Origin of the sequence: Moorena sp. SIO3E8 (assembly GCF_010692445.1) — a bacterium.
In the GTDB taxonomy this organism is placed as follows: domain Bacteria; phylum Cyanobacteriota; class Cyanobacteriia; order Cyanobacteriales; family Coleofasciculaceae; genus Moorena; species Moorena bouillonii.
In genome coordinates, this window is record NZ_JAAHHM010000098.1 from 1 (window position 1) to 21,360 (window position 21,360).

Consider the following 21,360-nt stretch of genomic DNA (forward strand, 5'->3'; position numbering starts at 1 on the left):
AAGATGAGTACTCTCACTCTGTTAAGGAGGTAAGGTCACAGCGAGAACAGCTGTTGATAGGCGTTAGGTGGAAGTTTAGTAATAGATGAAGCCGAGACGTACTAACTGACCGAGGGCTTGACCATAAAAAACCTCGAAATTTGGCTTTGACACTAGCTATGCAATCTTAATGGTTCGGAAGCAGAACGGGCAAGATGCCCATTCCACCTTCCTGGTGCTTATAGCGCGACGGAACCACACCGACCCCATCCCGAACTCGGAGGTGAAACGTAGCTGCGGCGAAGATAGTTGGTGGGTAGCTGCCTGCTAAAATAGCTCAGTGCCAGGATAATTAATTTAGACTAAAGCCTCCTTAGGTAATCTTGACCTGAGGAGGTTTTGTATTTTAGGAAATAGGGATAGTTCTAGGAAATAGGGATAGTTGTGCTTGGCCATCAGCCTACACCTAAAATTTAGCAACTTATTAAAATTTAGCCAATTAAAATACCAACTTAAAACGGAGAAAGAAATCTCAAGAGTATGCTCCCAACCGATGCCAAAGCGTTGCCTAAATTAGAACCTCCTTTAGAGGTTGTAGAATTTTGGGCAATTTCTATCCCTTTAACCAAACTCTGTGACGCCTGGTATCCAGGAATATTTCCTTGTTCTTTAAACAGTTCACTAGCAATCGTACCATCTTGGGTCGCTGCTACTTCCTCTCCCAGTCGGAAACGAGCCATACCACGAGCCAAAAAAGCTGGAGCAAAGTCAGGCTTCATGCTCAAGGTTTTGTCGTAATACTCAATGGCAGTTTTGTAGTTACCTCTTTTGGCTTCTACTACTCCCCACGCATAAAAATCTTCTGCGGTACCTGCATAATCTGGAATACCAATGGTTCCTTGTATATAAGCATTACTCAAGCTCACACCATACAATTGGGCATTAACTAAAAACGCTTCCCTCAGGTCAGTACTGAATAAGTTAGCACCAGCAAGATTAGCACCAGCAAGATTAGCACCATTGAGAGAAGCACCACTGAGATTGGCACCACTCAGGTCAGCTCCTGTCAAATTAGCACGGCTGAGATTAGCACGACTCAAATCAGCCCCAGCCAGATTAGCACCCACTAAGTCAGCCATAATCAAACCTACCCTAGTTAAATCACACCCTTGACACTGTTTGGTTGACAGTAACTGTTGAGTATGAGCTAGATTTTCAGCTTTAGCAATGGTGCTGAGGCTGGTCGTAGTTAGTAAAGCCGCAGTGGTGACAATTGTGAGTTTGATGTTCATGGAATTCATTGTTTTTCCAACAGCTGCTAATTATGAATTAGCAATTATGAATTATGAAGTGTCAATCCTAGTTCTGGTTAAAGTTTTTACTTAACGTGATAGGCTAAACGTCTAAACCCCTTTAAAGGCTACACTTTAAACCTTAAACTTTAAACCTTAAACTTTCATAATTATCCCTAATTTTTAAAAAATTGGGTGGCGAAGTTTTGCGATCGCGTTGGTGACAGTGCCCTTGCTTTGAGAATTGCCGCTGTTAAAAAGACGTAGGACACAACCCCAACTATTGCCAAGAGTATACTATTAACATATCCCATGGCATTCCACAAGGCATGCAGAGCAGAAGCATTCAGATAGCCAATGCCTATGATCTGCCAACGCTTACGGGGTTTGAGGACGCTTAACCCAATAAAATACCCGAAGTATCCACTATAAGCCATGTGTCCTGCCACTGACCCAAGAACCCGAGGAATCAGCAACTGCAATCCTAACAGGTCACCCTCCAATTCAGTAGTTGGCAGTATCACACCGTCTATAATATTCGGCACATATTGCCCTAAGGTTTCTACCAAAGTAAATCCCACCCCCGATGCTGTCCCCAATAAAATTCCATCGAGGGGTTCCCAGACACCAATTCTTTCTCGCCAAGGGGTACGCAGGAAATGTCCCAAACCATATAGTCCCAGCATAGGTATAGCCTTGAGCAACTCTTCCATTAACCCAGCACCAAAAAACATCCGGATGAATAAAGTAGTCAAGTTGATAACTTCACCTAGTTGTGGTATATCGCCAGGTAAAATTCCCCGAAAAATTTTGATAAATAGGGGCAGCAGCGGACTGACCAAAATTAAACTGGTGGATAGAGTACTACCTAACAGCACCCACCAAGGTTTAGGTTTGCCACAAAGTTGGTAAACAAAGTAATAGGCTAATCCTGCCAAGTAGGCAGCTAGCAAAAGATTAAAAACTACTGGTTGACCAACTGCAGCAAACATTGATACGACAAAGAGTACAGTCACGATACCAGGAGCCAAAAAAGCTTTCTGATTTAAATCCCGTCCTGTTGACAAGATGGGAAACAGTTGGGTGAAGGTGACATAATCGGTCTGAGGCTTTGGTATCTTGCTAATCGGTTTTAGGGGTTTTTCTATGGCAATAGTGTGGGATGGGATGGATGGCAAATCAAGGGATGTCGTTACCTCGCACTCAAAGATGAATTTTGGACCATCGTGACCCAACTCAATCCGATCCCCTGACTGCAATTCCTGACAACCCTGCAAATATTCGCCATTCACATAGGTGCCATTCACACTATCAAGGTCACAAATTTCCCAGCGGGGACAGCCATTTTTTAGAGGGGTCAGAGGGCTAATTACCGCATGACGGCGCGATACGCTGACGTAGCGATAGGGATCTAAGGAAATTTTACAGTTAGGGTCACGTCCAATGACGTTATCCTCTAATTCAGAAAGGGGTAGTACGGCAAGTATCTCTTTGTTATCACTAGTGGAAAGCTGGCGCAGAAATCCACTGTAAACTTGACCAGTCATTGCTACTTTGGTCGTTATTGGTTATTCACACTCCCCATGCTAATCCGGCAGGGGATTCTAGTTTCAAGAACGTTTCTTTCCTTTGCAGATCTCTCGATCAACACAGATATAGGAAACATCGACCCTGTCTTGATGCAGAACGCGAGTGGGGGTTTTGACGGCAGTCGCTCATGGCGCATGGGTCTGTGTGCGATCGCAGTGTTCCGCACCTGTCTTGATGCAATAGCGAGTGGGGGAAACCCCCGCATGAAGGCGCTGCATCGCTCTCCAGCCCAGTAGGAAACCCCTTTGGCCGACTGGCTCCCCAAGAACGCGCTGCATCCGTTCCGTACTTCCCAAATGCCCAACGGTCGCCTTAGCAGAGCCTTTGGATTACTTTGGCTGCATTAACATCACCAGGATAGTAATCAGTTGTGCAACGTTTTTGTATATCCTTGGATCCTAATCACCCATAGTTTTCGATGGTTTATAGCAAAGGAATTGCACCACCAAACGAATTACACTACTATTTTTTCAAATGTCCTTAGCCCTTTATATTCGCCCTGGCATCAAGCACCGCTAGGTAGAAAGAGAGACCACCAATAGGAATACTAGCAGCGAGGATAATTCCAGTCACCAACTTACCTAACTCGGGGTCACCATAGGAAAGTTCAAAAATTGAACCCACAGCCGCAATCCCAGCAACACAGGCAATCATCAAAAACAGAGCACTTTTTGGTGTCATCATAAGCTTTTTTGTGACAGATTATTATCAGAAATCATAAGACTTAAATTAGCTGTGGCGCAATCAATTAGAGCTAACCGCTAAGTAATAGGTCATATCTAGTGATTTTTACTATTTATCATGCTTGGGTGTTAGTTAATTAAGCATTGAATATTGACAATTGCAAATTTTTAATTTATACCTTAATTTATACCGATAATATAAACCCTATTATAAGTGATTAACCGAACTTCAGATCAAGTTTATAAGAGCAGTCACAGTTGAGTAAATTGTAGAAGGTTAAGGGAGTAGAAAGATTACTGTGACTATAGCAACTGTGACTATAGCAATCGTAATTTAAAATTGAACAATAACAGGTGCTTATAGTCTTTTCCATCACCCGATCACCACCTCACCAGAGGTTTCACAAATAAAATCAGATTGGTATAGTTATTGAATGGGTTTCACCGCTTGGGGTGAGAAACCGTGCTTATTCAATTCTTCAGTCAAGGCGAGACCATTTTGCACCCGATCAACAAACATCACTCCTTTAAGGTGGTCTATCTCATGCTGAATGACGCGAGATAGTAATCCATTCGCCTTTAAGGTTCTAGGGCGTCCGTTTTGATCCTTGTAGGCTACTTCAATTTCGTCTGGACGGGTGACATCTAAATAGACACCGGGGATGCTCAAACAACCTTCCTGGCCATCACACGGGGTGCGACCAAAACTCTTGATTTCTGGGTTAATTAACACCAGTGGTTGGTTGTCTGGGTTATTAGGTTCACAATCAACCACAATCATTTGCTTATTAATCCCGACCTGAGGGGCTGCCAAACCGATACCATCCGCACTGTACATGGTTTGCAGCATTTGCTCAGCTAATTTCCGGATGTTGTGGTCTACTTTAGCAACCCGCTTGGCAGGCTGACGCAGGACGCGATCGCCTAGATAATGAATTGTTAATGGTGGATTCTCTAATTTTTTCTTTTCAACGATAAGTTCAGCAGTCATGGGGTTATCGACTTGTTAGTCAGGCTATGGTTAGGGTTAGACTAGAGCTGCTAAGGGATTAGAACACTCAACAGAAAGATTCATGAATGCTTCCCCCACCTGCGTTCGCGAGGTGGGGGTATCCGTCTTGATTACAAGGGTTTATCCCTCGCGACAGGCGGCATCCTCGCCGAACATCCAGGACTTTTGCTGGCATGTTCCCCCAAGTCGTTGTCTTGATGCAGTCGCTCATGGGGGAAACCCCCAAGACCGCGCTGCATCGCTTCCGCTATGGGGCTTATTCAATGAAGCTTTTACCTGAGAGTCTGACGTTTATGAACCGACTCGAAAAGATTTATAAGTTAATTTTCCCAATCGTAGAGAGGTCGTGCCTCAGGGTTGCTCAGAATCTTGTCTGTCCTTTGCCGTACCGCTCAAGATGATGCCATTATATCACATTTTGGCGCTCCTAACCCCCACCTGAACGTTCGCGCAGCGTGGCCGTAGGCCAGGTGGGGGAATGCGTCGCTCATTTTTGTTCAACAGAGTGCCTAAGACAGAGTGCCTAAGTTGGTCTATTATTATAGTCTTGCCTCGCTTGCTTAGTTTATCATGCCCCACCCCCCAACAGCCTTCGCGCTTCGCTGCGGTGCGACAAGGCGCGAGGTTCCAACGCCCACACCGAACGCGCACCAAGAGAGGGGATGGGGAATGCGCCCCAATGATTTCATTGATTATCCCTGGTCGCCCATAGGTGGGAGTTATTTCAGAATCGTACGTTTCTTGTGATTTATTGCTATCCCAAAATTCTTCTACGGCTTTTGATTTTCCTTGAAACTAGTAGCTCTATCGGTTAAAACCCAAAAGTAACACCAACTCAGGGATGGATGTTTAAATTTCTCACTCAACTGGATTACCTGCTGCGGGAAACTTTCTTAGGTCTACAACGTGGCGGCTGGATCAACTGGGCGGCGGTTAGCACGGTCACTGTCCTATTATTTCTCTTTGGTATAAGCTGGCAAGCCTCCTGGCAGTTAGGTGGGCTACTCAATCAGTTGGGGAATCAACTAGAAGTAGCTGTTTATCTCGAACCAGGGGCTGAGGCAGAAATGGTCTTACCAGCAGTTCAGAAACTGCCCAAGGTGATGGCGGTTCAAACCATTTCCAAAGAAAAAGCTTGGGCATCCTTGGTTGAGGAACTAGGAATTTCGGACATTGCTGCTGCTACGGAACAGTTGGAAGGGAATCCCCTAGTGGATGAACTGAAGGTAAAGGTAAGCAAACCAAAGGATGTGCTAATTCTTGCCCAGCAATTGTCACAGTTGCCAGGAATAGATCAGGTGCAGTATATGGATCAGACTCTCAAACAAATGCGACAGCTTCATCACGGTTTAGGCTGGGTGAGTCTGATCATTACTACCATTCTCAGTCTGACCGCAGTGGCAGTTGTTACCACCACAATGCGCCTGATTGTGATCGCAAGACGCCAGGAAATTGAGATTATGCAGCTAGTTGGGGCAACCAGATCCTGGATTTATCTGCCGTTCATGTTGCAAGGAATTACTTTTGGTGTAGCTGGAGCAGTCCTAGCCTGGGTTTTGTTGATCGGTCTGCGGCAATTTCTGATTAATCTGCTCGCGACTGGACCTGATTTTATCGAATTTATCGCTACAGTGGTGCCACCGGACCCACTGAAAATTGTTGTGCTACCCTTACTGTTGTTGATTCTGGGGGGTTCAGTGGGTTTGCTCGGTAGTTGCTTAGCTGTTAGTCTCGAAAGCATCGCTATCGGGAAATGAGGTTAGTAGACAGTTACCTAAATTTGGTCTAATTCTGGTATTTTGTCAGTGGTTAGGGTCATGGGAAGTGGTTCAGAGTAACAGAGGACTGATGACCAATGACTAATGACTAAGAGCTAATAACTAAAGACTACTTATGCGATCGCAATGGGAATGTTTTTTGCAAAATCAAGGGAGTTGGCATGGTTCATTTACCACATTCTCACCAAAAGGGCAACAGTTAAAAGATATTCCCTCTGTGCTCACCATAGAAGGACTCGACGATAACCAAAAAATTCGTTTGACTCTTCGCTATCTGCCACCTGAACAAGCTATATTCAACCGAATTCTCGAATACACCAATGTAGATCGCTATCTTATGTTCTTTGACAGTGGTGCGTTTTCCCAAGGCGCACTACAGTGGATTCCTTATGGCGAATTTGGGGCAGAATTTGGCTTGATTGAGGGTAACCGTCGTCTGCGGATGGTGCAACTGTATAACAGGGAGAGTCAGCTGAAGCAGTTGACCTTAATTCGAGAAAAACTGGGGGGTACGGATACACCAGAACGTCCACCATTAACCTTGGAACAGTTGCTCGGAGAGTGGCGTGGAGAGGCAGTAACCCTTTATTCTGATTTGCGGACGCCTAACATCTATCCTACTCACCTTAAACTCCAGCATGATCAAAGTAACCGCTTAGTACAACAACTGACATTTGGAACAGGAGAATCATTACGTACCATCACCTCTAGTGCTAAGATTGATGGCTCAATTCTGTATTTTGACGGCGGTGCGACCCCGGTCGGGTTTCCCGACCTAGGGAACGCGCACCAAGAGAAGGGTGCTGTTTCTACTCAAGTTTTATTATTGCCCGATGGGGCATCGTCTACTTGTCCAATAACGGTTAAGCCAGGTCATTCCTTCTTTCTAGAAGTAGGTTGGCTGTGGCAACCTAACCAACGTCAGCGACTGATTCGCTCTTTTAACGATAAAGGGCAATGGGTTAGTCTTACTTTGGTAAGAGAGCACAAAGTATCTTCTGGGCATTATATAAAAGAATAAAAGATAAAGTATCAAGGATGAAGTAGGTAAGCTTGTTTACAACCCATTCAACCTGACTCGATATTATATATAGCATTTTCAAGATAATTGATAGTGTAAGTATTTATAATGACTTCGAATAAAAAACATTTTGGTAATGAATTCGTTCCAACGAACCGTGTCAGATATGTTTGGCTAACCAGGTGGTTTCCTACATCAATAAAACACTGATACCAAGTCCAGTTAATCACTTCCCAAATAGTCCCTGAATTTTTGGTAATGGGTAATTGTTAGTTGCTAACTGTTAATTACCCATTACCAATTACCGATTACTTGAGAAGGGAATAATAATTAGTCAACAGGTGCGACCCGTGGCGAATTTAATTCGCCAACGGAAAGCGCACCTACGCATTTGGGATGATATTTTTGGAATTTCAGCGACTTTGCAATAAAACTTATTATAAATTAACCATAAAGTTTACCAGAGTAGACAAATATTTACCATAAGAACTACCCAGAATTTGTTATCCGGAATACACTTAAGTCAGATTGAAGTATAAATCTAGAGGCTTTAAAAAGCCTGAGTTGATAATAAAGAGGTAAGACCTATGGATAGCGAACTGAGCCAAGTTCTATTACTGGTGTTTATTTTTTCTATTTCCTGTATGATTTTGTCTCCGGTGTTATGGTGGATTCTGCCAGACAGAAGCATCAATAACGCCTAACCAGACTTTGCCAAAACCAAGCCAGTAAGCAGGTTTAGATGACATCAGTCTCAATAAGCATGTATTATGAACCCACCCCTTCTTGGTGGGTTCACTATAAAAAAAACGTAAACATTCAGCCGTCAGCTATCAGCTATCAGCTAACAGGGGCGAGAGCTGCACGGGGTCGGATCAGTAAAACGAGCAGGGATTTTCAAGCAGCAGTACTAGCACCCCCCAGCTTGTTTACTATCTCCCGTTGATTAGCTGACGGCTGACGGCTGATAGCTGAATGCTTACAAAAAAACTGGTCTAATACCTCATCCCTTGTAGACAATTTGTGAGTCAATTTTTCTACACAATATTTTTTGCATCTCCTGCCCTTAGGTCAAACTTTTTGTAAAATTTCGTTAAGACCTGCAACGAATCGTTCAATACCTTCTGCTACAGTTTCTTTTTGCAAAGCACCATAAGCAAGTCTGAGGTAACACCCATCCTCAATACCAAAGGCGGTACCTGGCATCACAGCTACTCGATGTTCCCGAATCAGTCTCTCTACCAATTCAAAAGCATCCAACTGAGTATCCACTTTTAGGAAAACATAGAACGCTCCATCCGCAGAACCAATGGTACACAAACCCTCTAGACGTTTCAGGGAGTTCAATACCACCTTTCGTACAGACGCGATCGCATTAATATGAGGTTGACAGTAATTTTTTCGAGTATTCAATGCCCCTAAAGCCGCATACTGAGAAATGACTGGGGGACAAATTAGGATTGTATCCTGAACTTTTTGAATTGGTTCAAACAAGTGTTCTGGAATAATCATGTAGCCAATCCGCCAACTGGCAAAACCGTAGGCTTTGGAGAGGCTGTACAGAGAAATAGTGTGTTGACTACTTTCGGGAAAGGCACCTGGGGAAAAGTGTTTCACCCCGTTGTAAGTAAAATACTCATAAGCTTCATCACTAATGTGGTAAATTCCGTGATCGGCACAAAGTTGATTTACCTGACGCAATGCCTCTTCGGAATATACCGCCCCAGTAGGATTATTAGGTGATATGGTAACTACTGCCCGGGTTCTATCGGTAATAGCCTGTGCGATCGCGGACGGACGTAGCTGGTAATTCTGATCGGTTGGCACCAGCACTGGATGACAGCTTGCCATCTGAATCGCCATTTCCTGGTTGAAATAGTAAGGCGTTTGAAGAATAATCTCGTCCCCGGGAGTGGTAATTCCTAGAATCGCGTTCATGAACGCCATGTTGCTTCCTGCGGTGACAACGATGCGGTGAGCAGAATTGATTTCAATATCGTTATCAGTTTTCAGTTTTGCCTCAATTGCCTCTCGCAAGGCCGCAATTCCATGTACGGGTTTGTACTTATGATTACCTGGTAAGCTGTAGAATTCACGCAACATTGCCATTGCCTCTGGGGGGGGATCATAATAGACCACCCCCTGTCCTAAGGATATGGTCTCAGGATATTTACGGATCAGTTCGCCAACCATGGGAATGACTGGCAACTGCACCGCCTCCATGCGGGAGGTCAAGTTTCTCATAGTTTCTTCTTTTGTTGAGTGAACGCACCAGTGGTTTATACTAGCGAATCTCATACCAAATCCGCTTGGTCATTACCCCTTTATAAAAATCGACCAAATCTTTTTATGCCAGGAATCTAGGGCGATGCGGATCAGGGGGGTATGGGAACAGGATTTGGTATGAGCAGTTAATCGAGATAAAAAAAAACTGAATTTTTCTATTGCTTCAGTATTGTGTTACTATCCTTAGAGGCGTTGTTTAATTTTCCTTTAAGAAAAGTTATGTTAATTATATTTAAATATTTTTGTATTAATTTTTGTTTGTTTTTAATTCGGTATTACTAAATAAATATTAAAAAAATCTAAAAAAATACCTAACTAATCTTATGACTTTTGATAATATAATAAGCTGTGGAAATTGATGGGATAAACTGGTAGTTATCCATAGATAGCCATGAAGAGAACTACTGGGGGGGCGACATGTAAGCTGAAATCCTTACTGGGTAATAATTTCAGCCCATAAGTAACAGAAAGATACATGCTGTTTTGGGCGCTTAATTGCACCTAGTTATAAGGGTTTAAGCTTCCAGAAAGCGATGCGGTGGCCTCACGGGGAGGCAGTGCGGTATTGGGGGTAACCCCCACGAGCAACTGCCATGCTTTCCCCCACTCGCGCTTTGCATGGCTGACAATGAATCCAGGGTCAATTTCGGTCTGTATCTTGCCTGAGTTATTGGCCTAAAACTTTATATAGTGGGCATTTCAGTGCTTATTATATAACCCCCTCAGCTAGAACTAATAGTTTTCTTAACCTTAACTGGGCACGAAAATTTGAGGAGAGTGCGATGAGCGATCCTAATAGAGAAATGGAGATGCGATCGGCACAACCATTAGCTGAACAGCTAGTCCAGGATCAAGTTGACCAGGCGAAGACAGAGGCCCGTAAGGAAGAAGTTATCGACATTTACGAAGATTTGCTCACCACGATCTGGAACCGGATTATGCCGACCTTAGGTAGAGTGACAGTAGTGTCGATTATGGAAAGATCTCTAGCTTTGACAGCGGAAAAATATCCCCTGATTGGCTACATAGAATCAAGTGCCGAGGGAGTTTCGTTTGAGGTGTTTCGCCAAAAGGTTTCACCAGAACAACGGTTACTAATTCGTGAGGCCCTCAAAGAGTTAGTCACAACCCTAATCGATATTCTAGCCATCTTGACGGGCGACATTCTAGTCAGACAATTACTCAAGGAAATTGAAGGGAAAAAACTTATATGATCAGGCCTCGGACAAAGCCCTTAGGTAAACTGCCTACTAGTATTCCTGGTCTAGACTCGATTCTCGCTGGTGGTATTCCGGAATTGTCCATTAACATCATCACTGGGCCACCCGGATCTGGTAAGACGATCTTTACCCAGCAAATACTATACACCAATGCTAGTACAGAGCACAAAGCGCTTTATCTAGTTACCCTATCAGAACCTTCAGTAAAATTACTGCACTACCTACAAAAGTTTGATTTTTTTGACCCCAGTAAGGTAGGTACTGCGGTAATTTATCTCGACATCGGCGAGATTATCCGAGAGCAGGGTCTAACAGAAGCGGTCGCTGCCATTATTAATTACGTAAAAGAGTACCGACCTGCGCTGATCGGCATTGATAGCTTCAAAGCCATTCATGATTTGGCAACGGATCCTGTAGAAGTACGTAAGTTTGGCTACGACCTCTCAGTGCGTCTGACCACTTGGGGAGTAACAGCTTTTTTAGTAGGGGAATACACTGACGAAGAAATTAAACATCAACCGATCTTTGCCATCGCCGATGGGATTATTCGTCTGCAAAATCAGCCTCTGGGGTTACACTTCCAGCGTTATTTAGATGTGCTCAAACTCAGGGGGGAAAATTATTTTACCGGGTTGCACCCCTTTGAAATCAGTCAGACTGGCATAGAAGTCTATCCCCGGATTAAGATGCTGAAAAACTTATGGATGAAGACCCAGGTCAGCCAAGAAAAACTTTCCACTGGCATCCCTGAACTGGATAGGATGTTAGATGGGGGATTGCAGCATAGCACGGCAACTATGGTTGCTGGAGGCGCAGGCACTGGTAAAACCTTGATGGGACTTCACTTCATTGTGGCTGGAATTCTCAAAGGGGAGCCTGGAGTAATTGTTACCTTTCAAGAAAATCCCCAACAGCTCAAAGCCATTGCCATGTCCTTAGGTTGGGATTTAGAGGCGATGGAAAACCAGGGAATGCTAGTGCATATGTATGATTCTCCCGTAGAACTACAGCCGGATATCCATGCTGCTAAGGTTAAAGCTGTTGTCGACAGGGTTAAGGCTCGCCGGATTATGCTTGATTCTCTCAAGGATATTGAGATTGCCACCCCAAATAAGGTTCGCTACAAAGACTATATTTACTCCTTAGTGAACCAGTTGAAACTTCAAGGTGTGACCACCATCGTAACCAACGAAATTGGGGAGCTATTCGGACCGTTTCAGTTGAGTGAACATGGCGTATCCTTTGTGGTGGATAATGTTATCCTCTTGCGCTATGTAGAACTATCCGGTCGCATTGGACGAGCCATAAACATTATGAAGGTCAGGGGAGCGCCCCACAGCAAAGAAATCCGGTTTTTTGAAATTACCTCAGGTGGAATTAGCATCAACGAGGTGATTGAAGCTCAAACTGGTGTGCTGACTGGAATGCCTGTCTTTAATAATAATTACTTGAATGACAATGGCTTTAAGGAGTTGCTTAACCAGAGTCGTAATATCATGGAAATCTTGAAGGGGGTGGAGGAGATGGACGTAAATGAATTAGCAAATCGCACTGGATTCAGCCCTCAAGACTTGCTCCATGAGTTAGAGAATCTGAAGCAGCAGGGTATGGTAATTACCTGGGAACATCAGAACACAACCTATTACAAAGCTACGATTTGATTGATTATTAGTTAAATTACCACTAATGACTAATGACTAATGGCTAATGACTAAGCCCACAATCAAATTAATGCCTACAGGAGTGCCAAATCTGGATGCAGTTTTGGGCGGTGGCTTTCCCATCTACTCATTGAATATCTTGGCAGGGGCTCCTGGCACTGGCAAAACAATTTTGGTGCAGCAGATTCTCTTTAACACTATCAAGCAGCAACCCCATAAGAGAGCTCTTTACCTCAGTACCCTTTCCGAGCCAACCCTTAAGGTGGTGCGTTATATGCAGCACTTCCAATTCTTCGATGCTCAAGTATTTGGTGAGCAGGTGATCTATAGTGATATTGGCTCATTCTTAATTGAACAACCGATGCCTAGGTTGGCGGATCATATAGTGGGTTTGGTCAATCAACATCAAGCAGAAGTTATAGTCATTGACTCTTTTAAGGCCATTGCTGACCTGACCGAAAAAAGTGGTGACTTCCGCCGTTTTTGCTACGAACTATCGGTTCGCCTCGCCAGTGCTCGTTGCACGACTTTTTTAGTGAATGAATCCGAACGCTCCCAGATTAACCACAGTCCAGAATTTGCTTTGGCTGATGGCATCATTTACCTTTCGACCCATGAGGAGGCAGGGGAGCAACGCCGTTGGTTACAGGTTCATAAATTACGGGGTCTGGCACCTTATATGGAACCATTTCCCTTTGTGATCACTAATGTGGGGGTGCGGATTCTCAGCCCTACCCTAACCCTCAGGCAAAAGTCGGTGAGTTGGTCAGTTCCAGCAGGGCGTATGGTGATGGGAATTCCGGGTTTGGATCAACTGTTACGGGGTGGTATACCTTACGGTCGTTCAATCATCCTCTCGGGAGTTGCTGGCACTGGTAAAACTACCTTTGCCCTACAGTTTCTCATGGCTGGAGTTGACCGAGGGGAAAAAGGCTTGCTCTTTTCTTTTGAGGAAACCCCCTCTCATCTGTCCCAGATGGCAGCCGGTTTTGGTTGGGACTTAGAACGTCTGATTCAACAGGAAATGCTGCGCATTGTCTTTGTTACCCAAACTAATATCCGGGTTGAAGAACACCTAGATCAAATTGCTCAGGAAATCGCCTCCTTCCAGCCTCAACGTTTTGTGGTGGATTCACTATCAGTCTTGTTCTACAAAGTCAATAACCGAGCCATCCAGCGAGAAAAGACCTTCCAATTAGCAACCCTGATGCAACAAATCGGTGGAGTGGGTATCTTTATCTCAGGTATCCCTGCTCATGAAACTGGACACCTATCCAGCTTTGGTGTGGAAGAAACCATTGTCGATGGCATGATTATGCTATCAAAAGAACTGGTTGGTCGTAGACGCGATCGCTATCTAGAAGTATTTAAAATGCGAGCATCTGACCATGTCTGTGGTTCTCACCGCATGGCAATCACAGAAAACGGTATTGAGATATTGTACACTGCCAGCCAAATATCTCCCCCCTCAACCACCGAATCATTAAAATTTATTGAGGATGCTCCCTATTTAGTGTTTGGGTCACTAGAAAAATTGCTCCCAGGCAAAATCCCCTATAACACCGCTTCCTTGGTGGAGGGCGCTCCCGGACTGGGTAAGAGTACCCTAGCCTATCAGTTTTTGCTCTGTGGCTTGCATCGCCAAGAATCAGTCTTATATATTAGTGCCGATATTCCTAGGCAGCAAGTTTATCAAACCCTCCCAACTTGGGGATTACTCCCTGACCCCTACCTGGAAGCAGGGCAGTTGGTGATCCTCGATACATTTAGTCCCATGGTAGAGACATTGCCAGCAAGCTCTGTACACCTGAATCTGAATGACCCGGAGATGCTTTTACTCAGGATTGCCCAACAGCTTGAGCAGATGCCTAAACCCTGTCGAGTAATCTTTGACTCCCTCACGCCTCTACTAATCAGCTGCACCCCTAGAGAATTTATTAAGCTGGTCTACCGCAAAAATTGCCAACTCCGTCAGCCTGATGTGGCAGTGTTAGATATTTTTGCTCAGGACGCCATGGAAAAAAGCGATCGCTACAATTTACTGAACCTTTATGATGTCGTAGTAGACCTTTATTCACCTGACTGGGATGAAATGAATAACGGAGCAGACATTGGCTACAAAAATTGGCTGCGAATTACTAAAATTCGTGGCGCTAAGGCAGATCAGCGTCCCTACCCTTACAGTATCTCCCCCACTAAGGGGATTGTGATTGAGAACACCCCATCTTAATCAAATATTCTCGTTCGCAAAGCGTGGCCTACGGCCAATCGCGTAGCGTGACCGTTCCCGTAGCGTGACAGAAGGTCAAGGTCAATCACGATTCATTTCCCAAACAGTAGAAAATATCTCGACGCTTCCAGAAAATCTGGCGAAATCAGCCTGTCGGAACAAACGTTTGCTATCGACCACTGCAGAAAGACGCGCGCAAAATACCAAAATTTATGAACTGATCAACTATTCTCAGCCGTTAGTCTTATATTTATAAGTTTGTTTGAGAAATATGGTCTAGATCTAAGGCGCTTATCCCCTTTACACTATATCATTGCCCCTTAATATAAAAACATTTTTTTTCAAAAATTATGACAGGCAAGCAACCGGTGTGGCAAACAACCTTTGACCAAATCAAGGCAACCATTGACCCACCAATTTATGGTATGCTACTCCTAGAAGAGCAAAAGACTCGGTTGCTTATTGTGCTAGGTCAGCAGTCAACTAATACTGCGGCTGAGCAATTGCGAGCTTTAGCACTGATTACCTTGGCTAGCTTAACTGACCTAGACCTTCAACCTGACCAAATTCAGATGGAGTTAGTAGCATCAGAGGAAACTGATGCCCCAGAAACCGTCGCTTATTTAGCCCAAAATGACCTGAAACGACTGTTTGTTACCCTGAGTTTTCTAGCATTTTGTTCGGAAACGCGATCGCTAAATGTTGCTGCCTTAGGGCAAGCACTACGAGAGAGCACCCTGATGCAAAACGCGATGGCTGGATTGGCGGGCTGGAGTCTAATCAATCGTCAGGGGGTGATGATTTATCGCTACCCAGAAGCCCCGGAATTAGATTTAATTGGTAAGGACTATTCCGATCGCCGCTATTTTCAACAAGCTATCAAGGGACGCACCTATATATCAACAGTTTTTCGGGCAAAGAGTAACCTTTGGGTTGCCGTGGTTTCTTTACCAGTGATTGGAAATGATGGGCAGGTAGTGGGAATAGTATCTGGGGGTTTGGATTTGGCAGGAGTGCGGTCATTTCTGAGCGTGCCAGTGATTGATGACCATAAAATCAAGGGTCTCATTACCATTGCTAGTCCAGAAGCAGACGCTTTTGGTGAGGAACAATTGAAGGTTATCAGCTCATTGGCGCAACAGATGACTAGTGTGTCAATTTAACAGATCAGGCAGTACGAGAAAAGCGCTGCATCGCTATTCCCGTTTTCCATCTATGATCGGCAAGGTAATTTTAACAGTGCTACCCTTACCCTCTCCAGGACTGAACAGGGTAATACTACCTCCCATCATTTCCATTAAATTCCGGGAAATAGCTAGACCAAGCCCTGTTCCACCACATTGCCTGGTTGTCGAGCCATCAACCATCACAAAGGGACGAAATAGTTTTTGCTGTTGACTCGAATCAATACCAATACCTGTATCCTTAACAATAATCACAACCTGTGAATGAGACGTTAGATCAGAAGCCTTGGCAAAACTTCTGTTGTTCTGAGACAGGGGTAGCGGTTCAATTCGGGTCTTAATGGTAATGCTGCCATTGTCTGTAAATTTGGTGGCGTTACCAACTACATTAATTAGAACCTGCTTGAGCTTAGCTGGATCAGCAGGAACGATAATCCCCTGATGCAAATCGCTGGTATGAAACTCAAGACCTTTCTGCTGAATGGGAATAGTCTGTAAATTTATGACTTCATCAAGCAACTCCCACAGGTAAATCGGCTCAATTTTTACCGATAATTTACCAGCTTCAATCTTCGCCATATCTAGAACGTCATTAATGATTTCCAGCAGATGCATGGCAGCATGATCAGCCCTTTGTAAAAAATCGATTTCTTCTTCGCGGTTGTCACAGAAACCATCCCGTATTAGTCGCAAACAACCAATGATGGCGTTCAGGGGAGTTCTCAGTTCATGGGAGGTATTCGCCAGGAATTCATTCTTGAACTTATTAGCAGTTTGGGCTTCTTTCCAAGTAGCTTCGAGTTCTTCTGCCCAATGTTTCATGCGTTCAATCATCCCACCGAAAGCTTCCGACAATTGGTTAACTTCCCTAATTTTGAAGTTTTGGGGTATACGATCGTAGGGTAGGAACTGAGATTGATTTAGAGCGTAGTCTCTGAGTTGTTCGAGAGGACGAGCTAATTCCCGAGCAACATACATCGTTGCCAACAGGGTTGCCCCAATCAAGCCACAGGTGAAGATTAGCAGAACGTGCTGAATCTCTTTGAGACCAGCCAAAGCAATATCAACGGGGGTAACCGCTAAAATCACCCACTTTTGACCTAGCTCAGCAGTAATCGGACTTGGAATTGAGGTATAGCCAGCGGTTAATTCCACGTTGTTTTTAATCCAGTACGACGGTTCAGCAACATCTTGTTCCTGTGCGATCGCTTTTCCGAAAACCCTTTTGAGTCCCTCTTGTTCTTCTTCCCGATTGATCTTGTCTGTGATCTTCTGTGCCACTGGCTCTTGATAGTGATGAGTCAAAACTTGCCCTTCTTGGTTAATCACTACCGGATAGCTCGACAATATCTGCCGTTGTGAGGCTGGTGTCTGTAGCAGAGCTGACTGGATGATCAGGGCAAACTGGAGTTGACCTGATCGGTTATAGACTGGGGCACTCAGGACTAGTTTGAGTTTACTGGTGGACTTGGGGGGATAGAGTTGGCTAGTTAAAGTTGTTGAGGGGTTTCTTGAGGGGTGTTTAGGCAGTAGTATGGTTACCTCAACCTGAGAACGGTTAGCGAATGATTGACTTTGCTGCACCGAGGATACAAAAGTCGGTCGGTTAGTTAGCAATTGGTTAGCACAGGTACTTGCGGCGATTGCTTTGCTCTGTAGCTCCATCAACTGTACACAATCGATCTGATGTGGTAACAGTTGAGCCAATTGTTCTACAAATTTTTGATAGGCGGTTGGGGATTCCGACTTTAGGGCTACAGCTTCACTGGCACTCACCAAGTTGGCTTTGAGGGCAGCAATTGACTCTTGAATGCTCTGTGCATGGAGTACAGCACTTTCCGTCAGATTTTGGCGAGCACTGTCCAACAGCAATGAGCGTGCCTTTGTGTAAGTCACATACACTCCTGCTAGTAAGACTGGCACACTTAGCAGCAGAAGGCGCGAAAGTAGAATGCGACGAAAGGAGGATAGACCTAGCTTAACCATAATTCGTCTGATATTGATGGCTCAGAACAACCCAACCGCACGATAATGGGGTTTGTTTACAATTACTCACTACAACCTTGGTACTCAGATTGATATCTTTATTCCCTCTATTTAGTTTATGGAAACTTACTGAAATAAATCCAGTTAATTTGAGTAATTTTTCTCTGCCATTCTCAACTAGGGTTGTGTCCATTTAACGTCAGATGGAAGGACAAAGGCATAGATGCATACCTTGGAGGATTCGAGTAGATCTACCAAGGTTTTCCCTGACTATCAAGACCTTCAGGGTTTGAAGTCCGTGACTAGATGTGTTATAGAAAAGATTTGCTAACCTTTCTAGCCCATCTGGAAAACCAAGTGGCTCTCGCTGATGGGGTCTTGTTTGGTGCAGGTACTTTGCGTGCCTATAGTGTGAAGTTAGTTTAACTTAAACTAAGAGATGGGATATCTGGTCATATCTCCTCTGATAACCCCCTCGACTAATTAAATAAAACTTGAAGTTAAATACTTGAAGTTAACGGAAAAAACGTTAAGGCTCAAGGTAAGAAACATTCCAGTTTCTCAGTAATTGATCCCAGGAATTGTTTCAGACTTGCTGACTTGCTGACTTGCTGACTTGGCCTTGGCCTATTGGCCACGCGGGGCGCGTTTGGCCACGCTACGCGAATAAACTTGCATACTAGCCGAATTGCTGACTTTACCAATCTCAAGTTCCTCTAATCCTAGATTACCCCAATGGTTCAACAACCCAAGCTTGACTATTCCGTTATCTGGGTCAACCGCATGGCAGATATTCCCCAATCCGCTTGGGATGACCTTGCCCAACCCCTAAAAACCCCTTTTCTGGAGTGGGACTGGTTGAATAATATTGAAACATCTGGTAGTGCTACTGCTAAAACGGGTTGGTTGCCCAATCACTTAACGGTATGGCGAGATAGACAGCTGATCGCGGCTGCACCTATGTATGTCAAAGGTCACAGTTACGGAGAGTTTGTCTTTGACCAACAGTGGGCGGATTTATCCTATCGCTTGGGCATTTCCTACTATCCGAAGTTGTTGGGGATGACACCATTTACCCCAGCGGTAGGCTATCGGTTTTTGATGGCACCGGGAGAAGATGAAGATGAGCTGACACAGATAATGGTCAGTGCTATCGATCATTTTTGCGATCGCAATCATCTGTCTGGTTGTCACTTCCTCTTTGTTGACCCGGATTGGCGACCAGTAATTGAACGCAATGGTTTTAAGGGCTGGCTACATCACAGCTATATTTGGCAAAACCAAGGCTTTAGCAGTTTTGAGGATTACCTAAAGGTCTTTAATGCCAATCAACGCCGCAATATTAAACGAGAACGTAAGGCTGTAGCCAAAGCAGGTCTAACCCTGAAAATCTTCACGGGGGATGAGATTCAAAAATCCTTGTTTCCCTTAATCTACAGCTTCTACAGCAGCACCTGCGATAAATTTATGTGGGGTAGCAAATATCTCACGCGCCAGTTTTTTAAGCAATTGTATCCTAACTACCGTCAGCGAGTGGTACTAATGGCTGCTTATCGGGAGGAGGATGACCAAAAACCAGTGGGAATGTCCTTTTGTATCAATAAGGGCAATCATTTGTATGGTCGTTATTGGGGCTGTTTTGAAGAATTTGACTGCCTACATTTTGAAGCCTGTTACTATGCACCGATTGACTGGGCAATCGACCAGGGCATCACCATGTTTGACCCTGGTGCTGGTGGGCGTCACAAGAAGCGTCGTGGCTTCCCAGCAACTGCTAACCATAGTGTTCACCGATTCTATGATAAACGCTTTGACCGGATTTTTCAAAACTATATCGATGAGGTTAACGTCATGGAACTTGAGGAAATTGAGGCTATTAATCAAGATTTGCCCTTTACCAAGCGCGAGATTACGTTTGAGATTCCGGATTGATGAGCAGTTGAGGAGTATTTTGAATAAACGTGGCTTTTGCACAAAGCACAGATTGGCCTTGGCCTATTGGCCACGCTACGCGAATGGCCACGCTACGCGATCAGATTTCCCGGATCTGACTTGAGATCAGGTCTTTACATAAGGTCATTAGGTGTGCTAATATTACCAATTCCTAGCATACAAATCAGGTATTGCTCAGCCCAACTACAACAATAATGAGTAATTTTCGCCAATGCTCACCCTATGACCTGCTAGCCCTGGCTGTCGATGAAGCGTCGGAGGGAAGACACGCAGCTGCATTGCGTTATATGACCATGGCGGTAGAGCGTTCTAAGCTTCCAGAATACGCTAGTGACGCTCAAACCTTTATTCGGTTGCACAAAGCCACAGGGACTTTAGTACAAAGCTGCCTATCCAGCCCTGAGGAAGAAAATCCAGCTAGGCTTTACTTTATCTTAGACAAGGGACGCAATGCGATTCGGATCGGTTACACTACTAACCCCAATGGTAATATTAGAGGGCTTGAAACTAAGAGTGTAACGACTTTAGAACTAATAAAAATTATCCCAGGTAGTGCTAAGATGGAAACCGAATTTCACAGGAAATTCCAACATCTTAGGATTTCTGGGGAATGGTTTGATGCGACTCCAGAAGTGATGAGATATATCTCATCTCTTTGAGTTAGTAATCTATCAGCTATCAGCTAATAGCTGATAGCTGATAGCTAAATACTTAGGAAAAACCTTGGTAGAAAAAGTAAGTAACCATCGGCACAACTGTAGCAACAACCAAGATCACTACAACCCAAAGGGTAGCATTGCTCTCTTGAGTTTCTTCTGCACTCTTAAAGTTGCCAGCAATGTTGATTTCTTCTTCAACTACAGGAGGACCGGGATCTGGTTCGCCAGATAAAACAGCTACTATGCGATCGCTTACATCTAAGAAACCCTGATTATACTTGTTGCCATCCCGCAGCGGCACCTGTAGGGTTTCAGAAGCCACACTTTCAGCAATGTCATCGGACATAATTTCCTTAACGGCATTGCCAGTAACGATAGCACTGTTATTGGTGACAGTATCCAGCACTATCAAGGTTTGATTAGCTTGGTCTTCTGGAGTAGAATACCATTTTTCAAACAACCCTTGGGCAAAGGTTGCTGCTGTTTCACCATAATCTAGGCCGTGGACAGTGACCAGTCTAACTTGATTGCCCGTTGCTTTCGCTAAATCCTCTAAGGATTGAGTCAACTTGCCTTCTGTGAAGCGAGAGAGAACTTCTGACTTGTCAATTACCCAAGTCGGTTCTCCAGCGCTAATGTTAGGCATTTGATAGACATTGATGGCATTGGCTGGTGCTGCAATTATTCCGCTTGCTAACAAGATAGCTAAAAGAGGGATAATTAGGGATTTTATGTATTTGCGTTGGTTGTGTAGTTGGTTGAGGAGCTGTTTCATAAAAAACCTGACAACAAAGCAAAATTGGCTTTTCCCCAAAATACTATAGAA

The 21,360-nt window shown here is 44.3% G+C and carries 18 protein-coding genes and 2 rRNA genes; 12 read left to right on the forward strand and 8 right to left on the reverse strand.

All coding sequences use genetic code 11. The features are described from left to right. Both F6K46_RS28505 and rrf read left to right on the forward strand, forming a co-directional pair. Positions 1 to 125: ribosomal RNA gene (locus tag F6K46_RS28505) — 23S ribosomal RNA — on the forward strand; the annotation flags it as partial. Between the two features lie 85 nt (positions 126 to 210). After that, positions 211 to 328, forward strand: a 5S ribosomal RNA gene (gene rrf / locus F6K46_RS28510). A gap of 163 nt (positions 329 to 491) precedes the next feature. On the opposite strand, the gene F6K46_RS28515 is transcribed toward rrf, so the two are convergent. Both F6K46_RS28515 and F6K46_RS28520 read right to left on the reverse strand, forming a co-directional pair. Beyond that, a complete protein-coding gene (locus F6K46_RS28515; protein WP_075897685.1) occupies positions 492 to 1,271 on the reverse strand; it encodes a pentapeptide repeat-containing protein in 780 nt (259 codons plus the stop codon). Positions 1,272 to 1,447: 176 nt separating this feature from the next. After that, the gene (locus tag F6K46_RS28520) at positions 1,448 to 2,818 is read right to left on the reverse strand and encodes a PrsW family glutamic-type intramembrane protease (protein WP_070391809.1); all 1,371 of its coding nucleotides are present in this window, start codon (positions 2,816 to 2,818) and stop codon (positions 1,448 to 1,450) included. 132 nt (positions 2,819 to 2,950) lie between these two features. Here F6K46_RS28520 and F6K46_RS28525 point away from each other — a divergent pair, with 132 nt between their 5' ends. Then, entirely contained in the window at positions 2,951 to 3,097 is a 147-nt protein-coding gene (locus F6K46_RS28525) for a hypothetical protein (RefSeq protein ID WP_293063377.1), read from the forward strand. Positions 3,098 to 3,341: 244 nt separating this feature from the next. On the opposite strand, the gene F6K46_RS28530 is transcribed toward F6K46_RS28525, so the two are convergent. Then, the gene (locus F6K46_RS28530) at positions 3,342 to 3,545 is read right to left on the reverse strand and encodes a hypothetical protein (RefSeq protein ID WP_198953978.1); all 204 of its coding nucleotides are present in this window, start codon (positions 3,543 to 3,545) and stop codon (positions 3,342 to 3,344) included. 426 nt (positions 3,546 to 3,971) lie between these two features. Beyond that, complete coding sequence (gene def / locus F6K46_RS28535; RefSeq protein WP_075897681.1) at positions 3,972 to 4,535, reverse strand: peptide deformylase; 564 nt, start codon at positions 4,533 to 4,535, stop codon at positions 3,972 to 3,974. Between the two features lie 218 nt (positions 4,536 to 4,753). On the opposite strand from def, the gene F6K46_RS28540 reads away from it, so the two are divergent. The 3 genes from F6K46_RS28540 to F6K46_RS28550 all read left to right on the forward strand — a co-directional run bounded on the left by F6K46_RS28540 (position 4,754) and on the right by F6K46_RS28550 (position 7,355). Further along, positions 4,754 to 4,957: a hypothetical protein gene (locus tag F6K46_RS28540; protein ID WP_293063379.1), complete on the forward strand. Its 204-nt coding sequence runs from the start codon at positions 4,754 to 4,756 to the stop codon at positions 4,955 to 4,957. A 444-nt stretch (positions 4,958 to 5,401) separates the two neighbouring features. After that, the gene (locus F6K46_RS28545) at positions 5,402 to 6,313 is read left to right on the forward strand and encodes an ABC transporter permease (RefSeq protein ID WP_293063381.1); all 912 of its coding nucleotides are present in this window, start codon (positions 5,402 to 5,404) and stop codon (positions 6,311 to 6,313) included. Between the two features lie 136 nt (positions 6,314 to 6,449). Continuing rightward, a complete protein-coding gene (locus F6K46_RS28550; RefSeq protein WP_293063383.1) occupies positions 6,450 to 7,355 on the forward strand; it encodes a DUF3598 family protein in 906 nt (301 codons plus the stop codon). 897 nt (positions 7,356 to 8,252) lie between these two features. On the opposite strand, the gene F6K46_RS28555 is transcribed toward F6K46_RS28550, so the two are convergent. Both F6K46_RS28555 and F6K46_RS28560 read right to left on the reverse strand, forming a co-directional pair. Continuing rightward, a complete protein-coding gene (locus tag F6K46_RS28555; protein ID WP_269086965.1) occupies positions 8,253 to 8,375 on the reverse strand; it encodes a hypothetical protein in 123 nt (40 codons plus the stop codon). 51 nt (positions 8,376 to 8,426) lie between these two features. Next, the gene (locus tag F6K46_RS28560; protein ID WP_075897669.1) at positions 8,427 to 9,599 is read right to left on the reverse strand and encodes a pyridoxal phosphate-dependent aminotransferase; all 1,173 of its coding nucleotides are present in this window, start codon (positions 9,597 to 9,599) and stop codon (positions 8,427 to 8,429) included. A gap of 824 nt (positions 9,600 to 10,423) precedes the next feature. On the opposite strand from F6K46_RS28560, the gene F6K46_RS28565 reads away from it, so the two are divergent. The 4 genes from F6K46_RS28565 (at position 10,424) to F6K46_RS28580 (ending at position 15,915) form a co-directional block, all read left to right on the forward strand. Next, entirely contained in the window at positions 10,424 to 10,855 is a 432-nt protein-coding gene (locus tag F6K46_RS28565) for a hypothetical protein (RefSeq protein WP_075897667.1), read from the forward strand. Further along, positions 10,852 to 12,522 carry an ATPase domain-containing protein gene (locus F6K46_RS28570; RefSeq protein ID WP_075897665.1) on the forward strand — a complete coding sequence of 557 codons (1,671 nt, stop codon included), beginning with the start codon at positions 10,852 to 10,854 and terminating at the stop codon, positions 12,520 to 12,522. Before F6K46_RS28565 ends, F6K46_RS28570 begins: the two co-directional genes overlap by 4 nt. A 46-nt stretch (positions 12,523 to 12,568) precedes the next feature. Next, positions 12,569 to 14,752 carry an ATPase domain-containing protein gene (locus tag F6K46_RS28575; RefSeq protein WP_293063387.1) on the forward strand — a complete coding sequence of 728 codons (2,184 nt, stop codon included), beginning with the start codon at positions 12,569 to 12,571 and terminating at the stop codon, positions 14,750 to 14,752. Positions 14,753 to 15,102: 350 nt separating this feature from the next. After that, positions 15,103 to 15,915 (forward strand): GAF domain-containing protein, encoded by an 813-nt coding sequence (locus F6K46_RS28580; protein ID WP_293063389.1) that lies wholly within the window; start codon positions 15,103 to 15,105, stop codon positions 15,913 to 15,915. A 33-nt stretch (positions 15,916 to 15,948) separates the two neighbouring features. Here F6K46_RS28580 and F6K46_RS28585 read toward each other — a convergent pair whose 3' ends face one another. After that, positions 15,949 to 17,922, reverse strand: a complete 1,974-nt coding sequence (locus tag F6K46_RS28585) for an ATP-binding protein (protein WP_293063391.1) — start codon at positions 17,920 to 17,922, stop codon at positions 15,949 to 15,951. Positions 17,923 to 18,657: 735 nt separating this feature from the next. Between F6K46_RS28585 and F6K46_RS28590 the strand changes: the two genes are divergently transcribed. Beyond that, entirely contained in the window at positions 18,658 to 19,854 is a 1,197-nt protein-coding gene (locus F6K46_RS28590; RefSeq protein ID WP_293063393.1) for a GNAT family N-acetyltransferase, read from the forward strand. 215 nt (positions 19,855 to 20,069) lie between these two features. Then, on the forward strand, positions 20,070 to 20,534 hold the full coding sequence (locus tag F6K46_RS28595; protein WP_075897651.1) for a GIY-YIG nuclease family protein: 465 nt from the start codon (positions 20,070 to 20,072) through the stop codon (positions 20,532 to 20,534). Between the two features lie 52 nt (positions 20,535 to 20,586). On the opposite strand, the gene F6K46_RS28600 is transcribed toward F6K46_RS28595, so the two are convergent. Continuing rightward, positions 20,587 to 21,309 (reverse strand): TPM domain-containing protein, encoded by a 723-nt coding sequence (locus tag F6K46_RS28600; RefSeq protein ID WP_293063396.1) that lies wholly within the window; start codon positions 21,307 to 21,309, stop codon positions 20,587 to 20,589. Positions 21,310 to 21,360 lie beyond the last annotated feature (51 nt).

Bases quoted from the DNA above. Each gene is read 5' to 3' on its own strand.
- F6K46_RS28515 (WP_075897685.1), bottom strand. From the start codon at position 1,271: ATGAACATCAAACTCACAATTGTCACCACTGCGGCTTTACTAACTACG.
- F6K46_RS28520 (WP_070391809.1), bottom strand. From the start codon at position 2,818: ATGACTGGTCAAGTTTACAGTGGATTTCTGCGCCAGCTTTCCACTAGT.
- F6K46_RS28525 (WP_293063377.1), top strand. From the start codon at position 2,951: ATGCAGAACGCGAGTGGGGGTTTTGACGGCAGTCGCTCATGGCGCATG.
- F6K46_RS28530 (WP_198953978.1), bottom strand. From the start codon at position 3,545: ATGATGACACCAAAAAGTGCTCTGTTTTTGATGATTGCCTGTGTTGCT.
- def (WP_075897681.1), bottom strand. From the start codon at position 4,535: ATGACTGCTGAACTTATCGTTGAAAAGAAAAAATTAGAGAATCCACCA.
- F6K46_RS28540 (WP_293063379.1), top strand. From the start codon at position 4,754: ATGCAGTCGCTCATGGGGGAAACCCCCAAGACCGCGCTGCATCGCTTC.
- F6K46_RS28545 (WP_293063381.1), top strand. From the start codon at position 5,402: ATGTTTAAATTTCTCACTCAACTGGATTACCTGCTGCGGGAAACTTTC.
- F6K46_RS28550 (WP_293063383.1), top strand. From the start codon at position 6,450: ATGCGATCGCAATGGGAATGTTTTTTGCAAAATCAAGGGAGTTGGCAT.
- F6K46_RS28560 (WP_075897669.1), bottom strand. From the start codon at position 9,599: ATGAGAAACTTGACCTCCCGCATGGAGGCGGTGCAGTTGCCAGTCATT.
- F6K46_RS28565 (WP_075897667.1), top strand. From the start codon at position 10,424: ATGAGCGATCCTAATAGAGAAATGGAGATGCGATCGGCACAACCATTA.
- F6K46_RS28570 (WP_075897665.1), top strand. From the start codon at position 10,852: ATGATCAGGCCTCGGACAAAGCCCTTAGGTAAACTGCCTACTAGTATT.
- F6K46_RS28575 (WP_293063387.1), top strand. From the start codon at position 12,569: ATGACTAAGCCCACAATCAAATTAATGCCTACAGGAGTGCCAAATCTG.
- F6K46_RS28580 (WP_293063389.1), top strand. From the start codon at position 15,103: ATGACAGGCAAGCAACCGGTGTGGCAAACAACCTTTGACCAAATCAAG.
- F6K46_RS28585 (WP_293063391.1), bottom strand. From the start codon at position 17,922: ATGGTTAAGCTAGGTCTATCCTCCTTTCGTCGCATTCTACTTTCGCGC.
- F6K46_RS28590 (WP_293063393.1), top strand. From the start codon at position 18,658: ATGGTTCAACAACCCAAGCTTGACTATTCCGTTATCTGGGTCAACCGC.
- F6K46_RS28595 (WP_075897651.1), top strand. From the start codon at position 20,070: ATGAGTAATTTTCGCCAATGCTCACCCTATGACCTGCTAGCCCTGGCT.
- F6K46_RS28600 (WP_293063396.1), bottom strand. From the start codon at position 21,309: ATGAAACAGCTCCTCAACCAACTACACAACCAACGCAAATACATAAAA.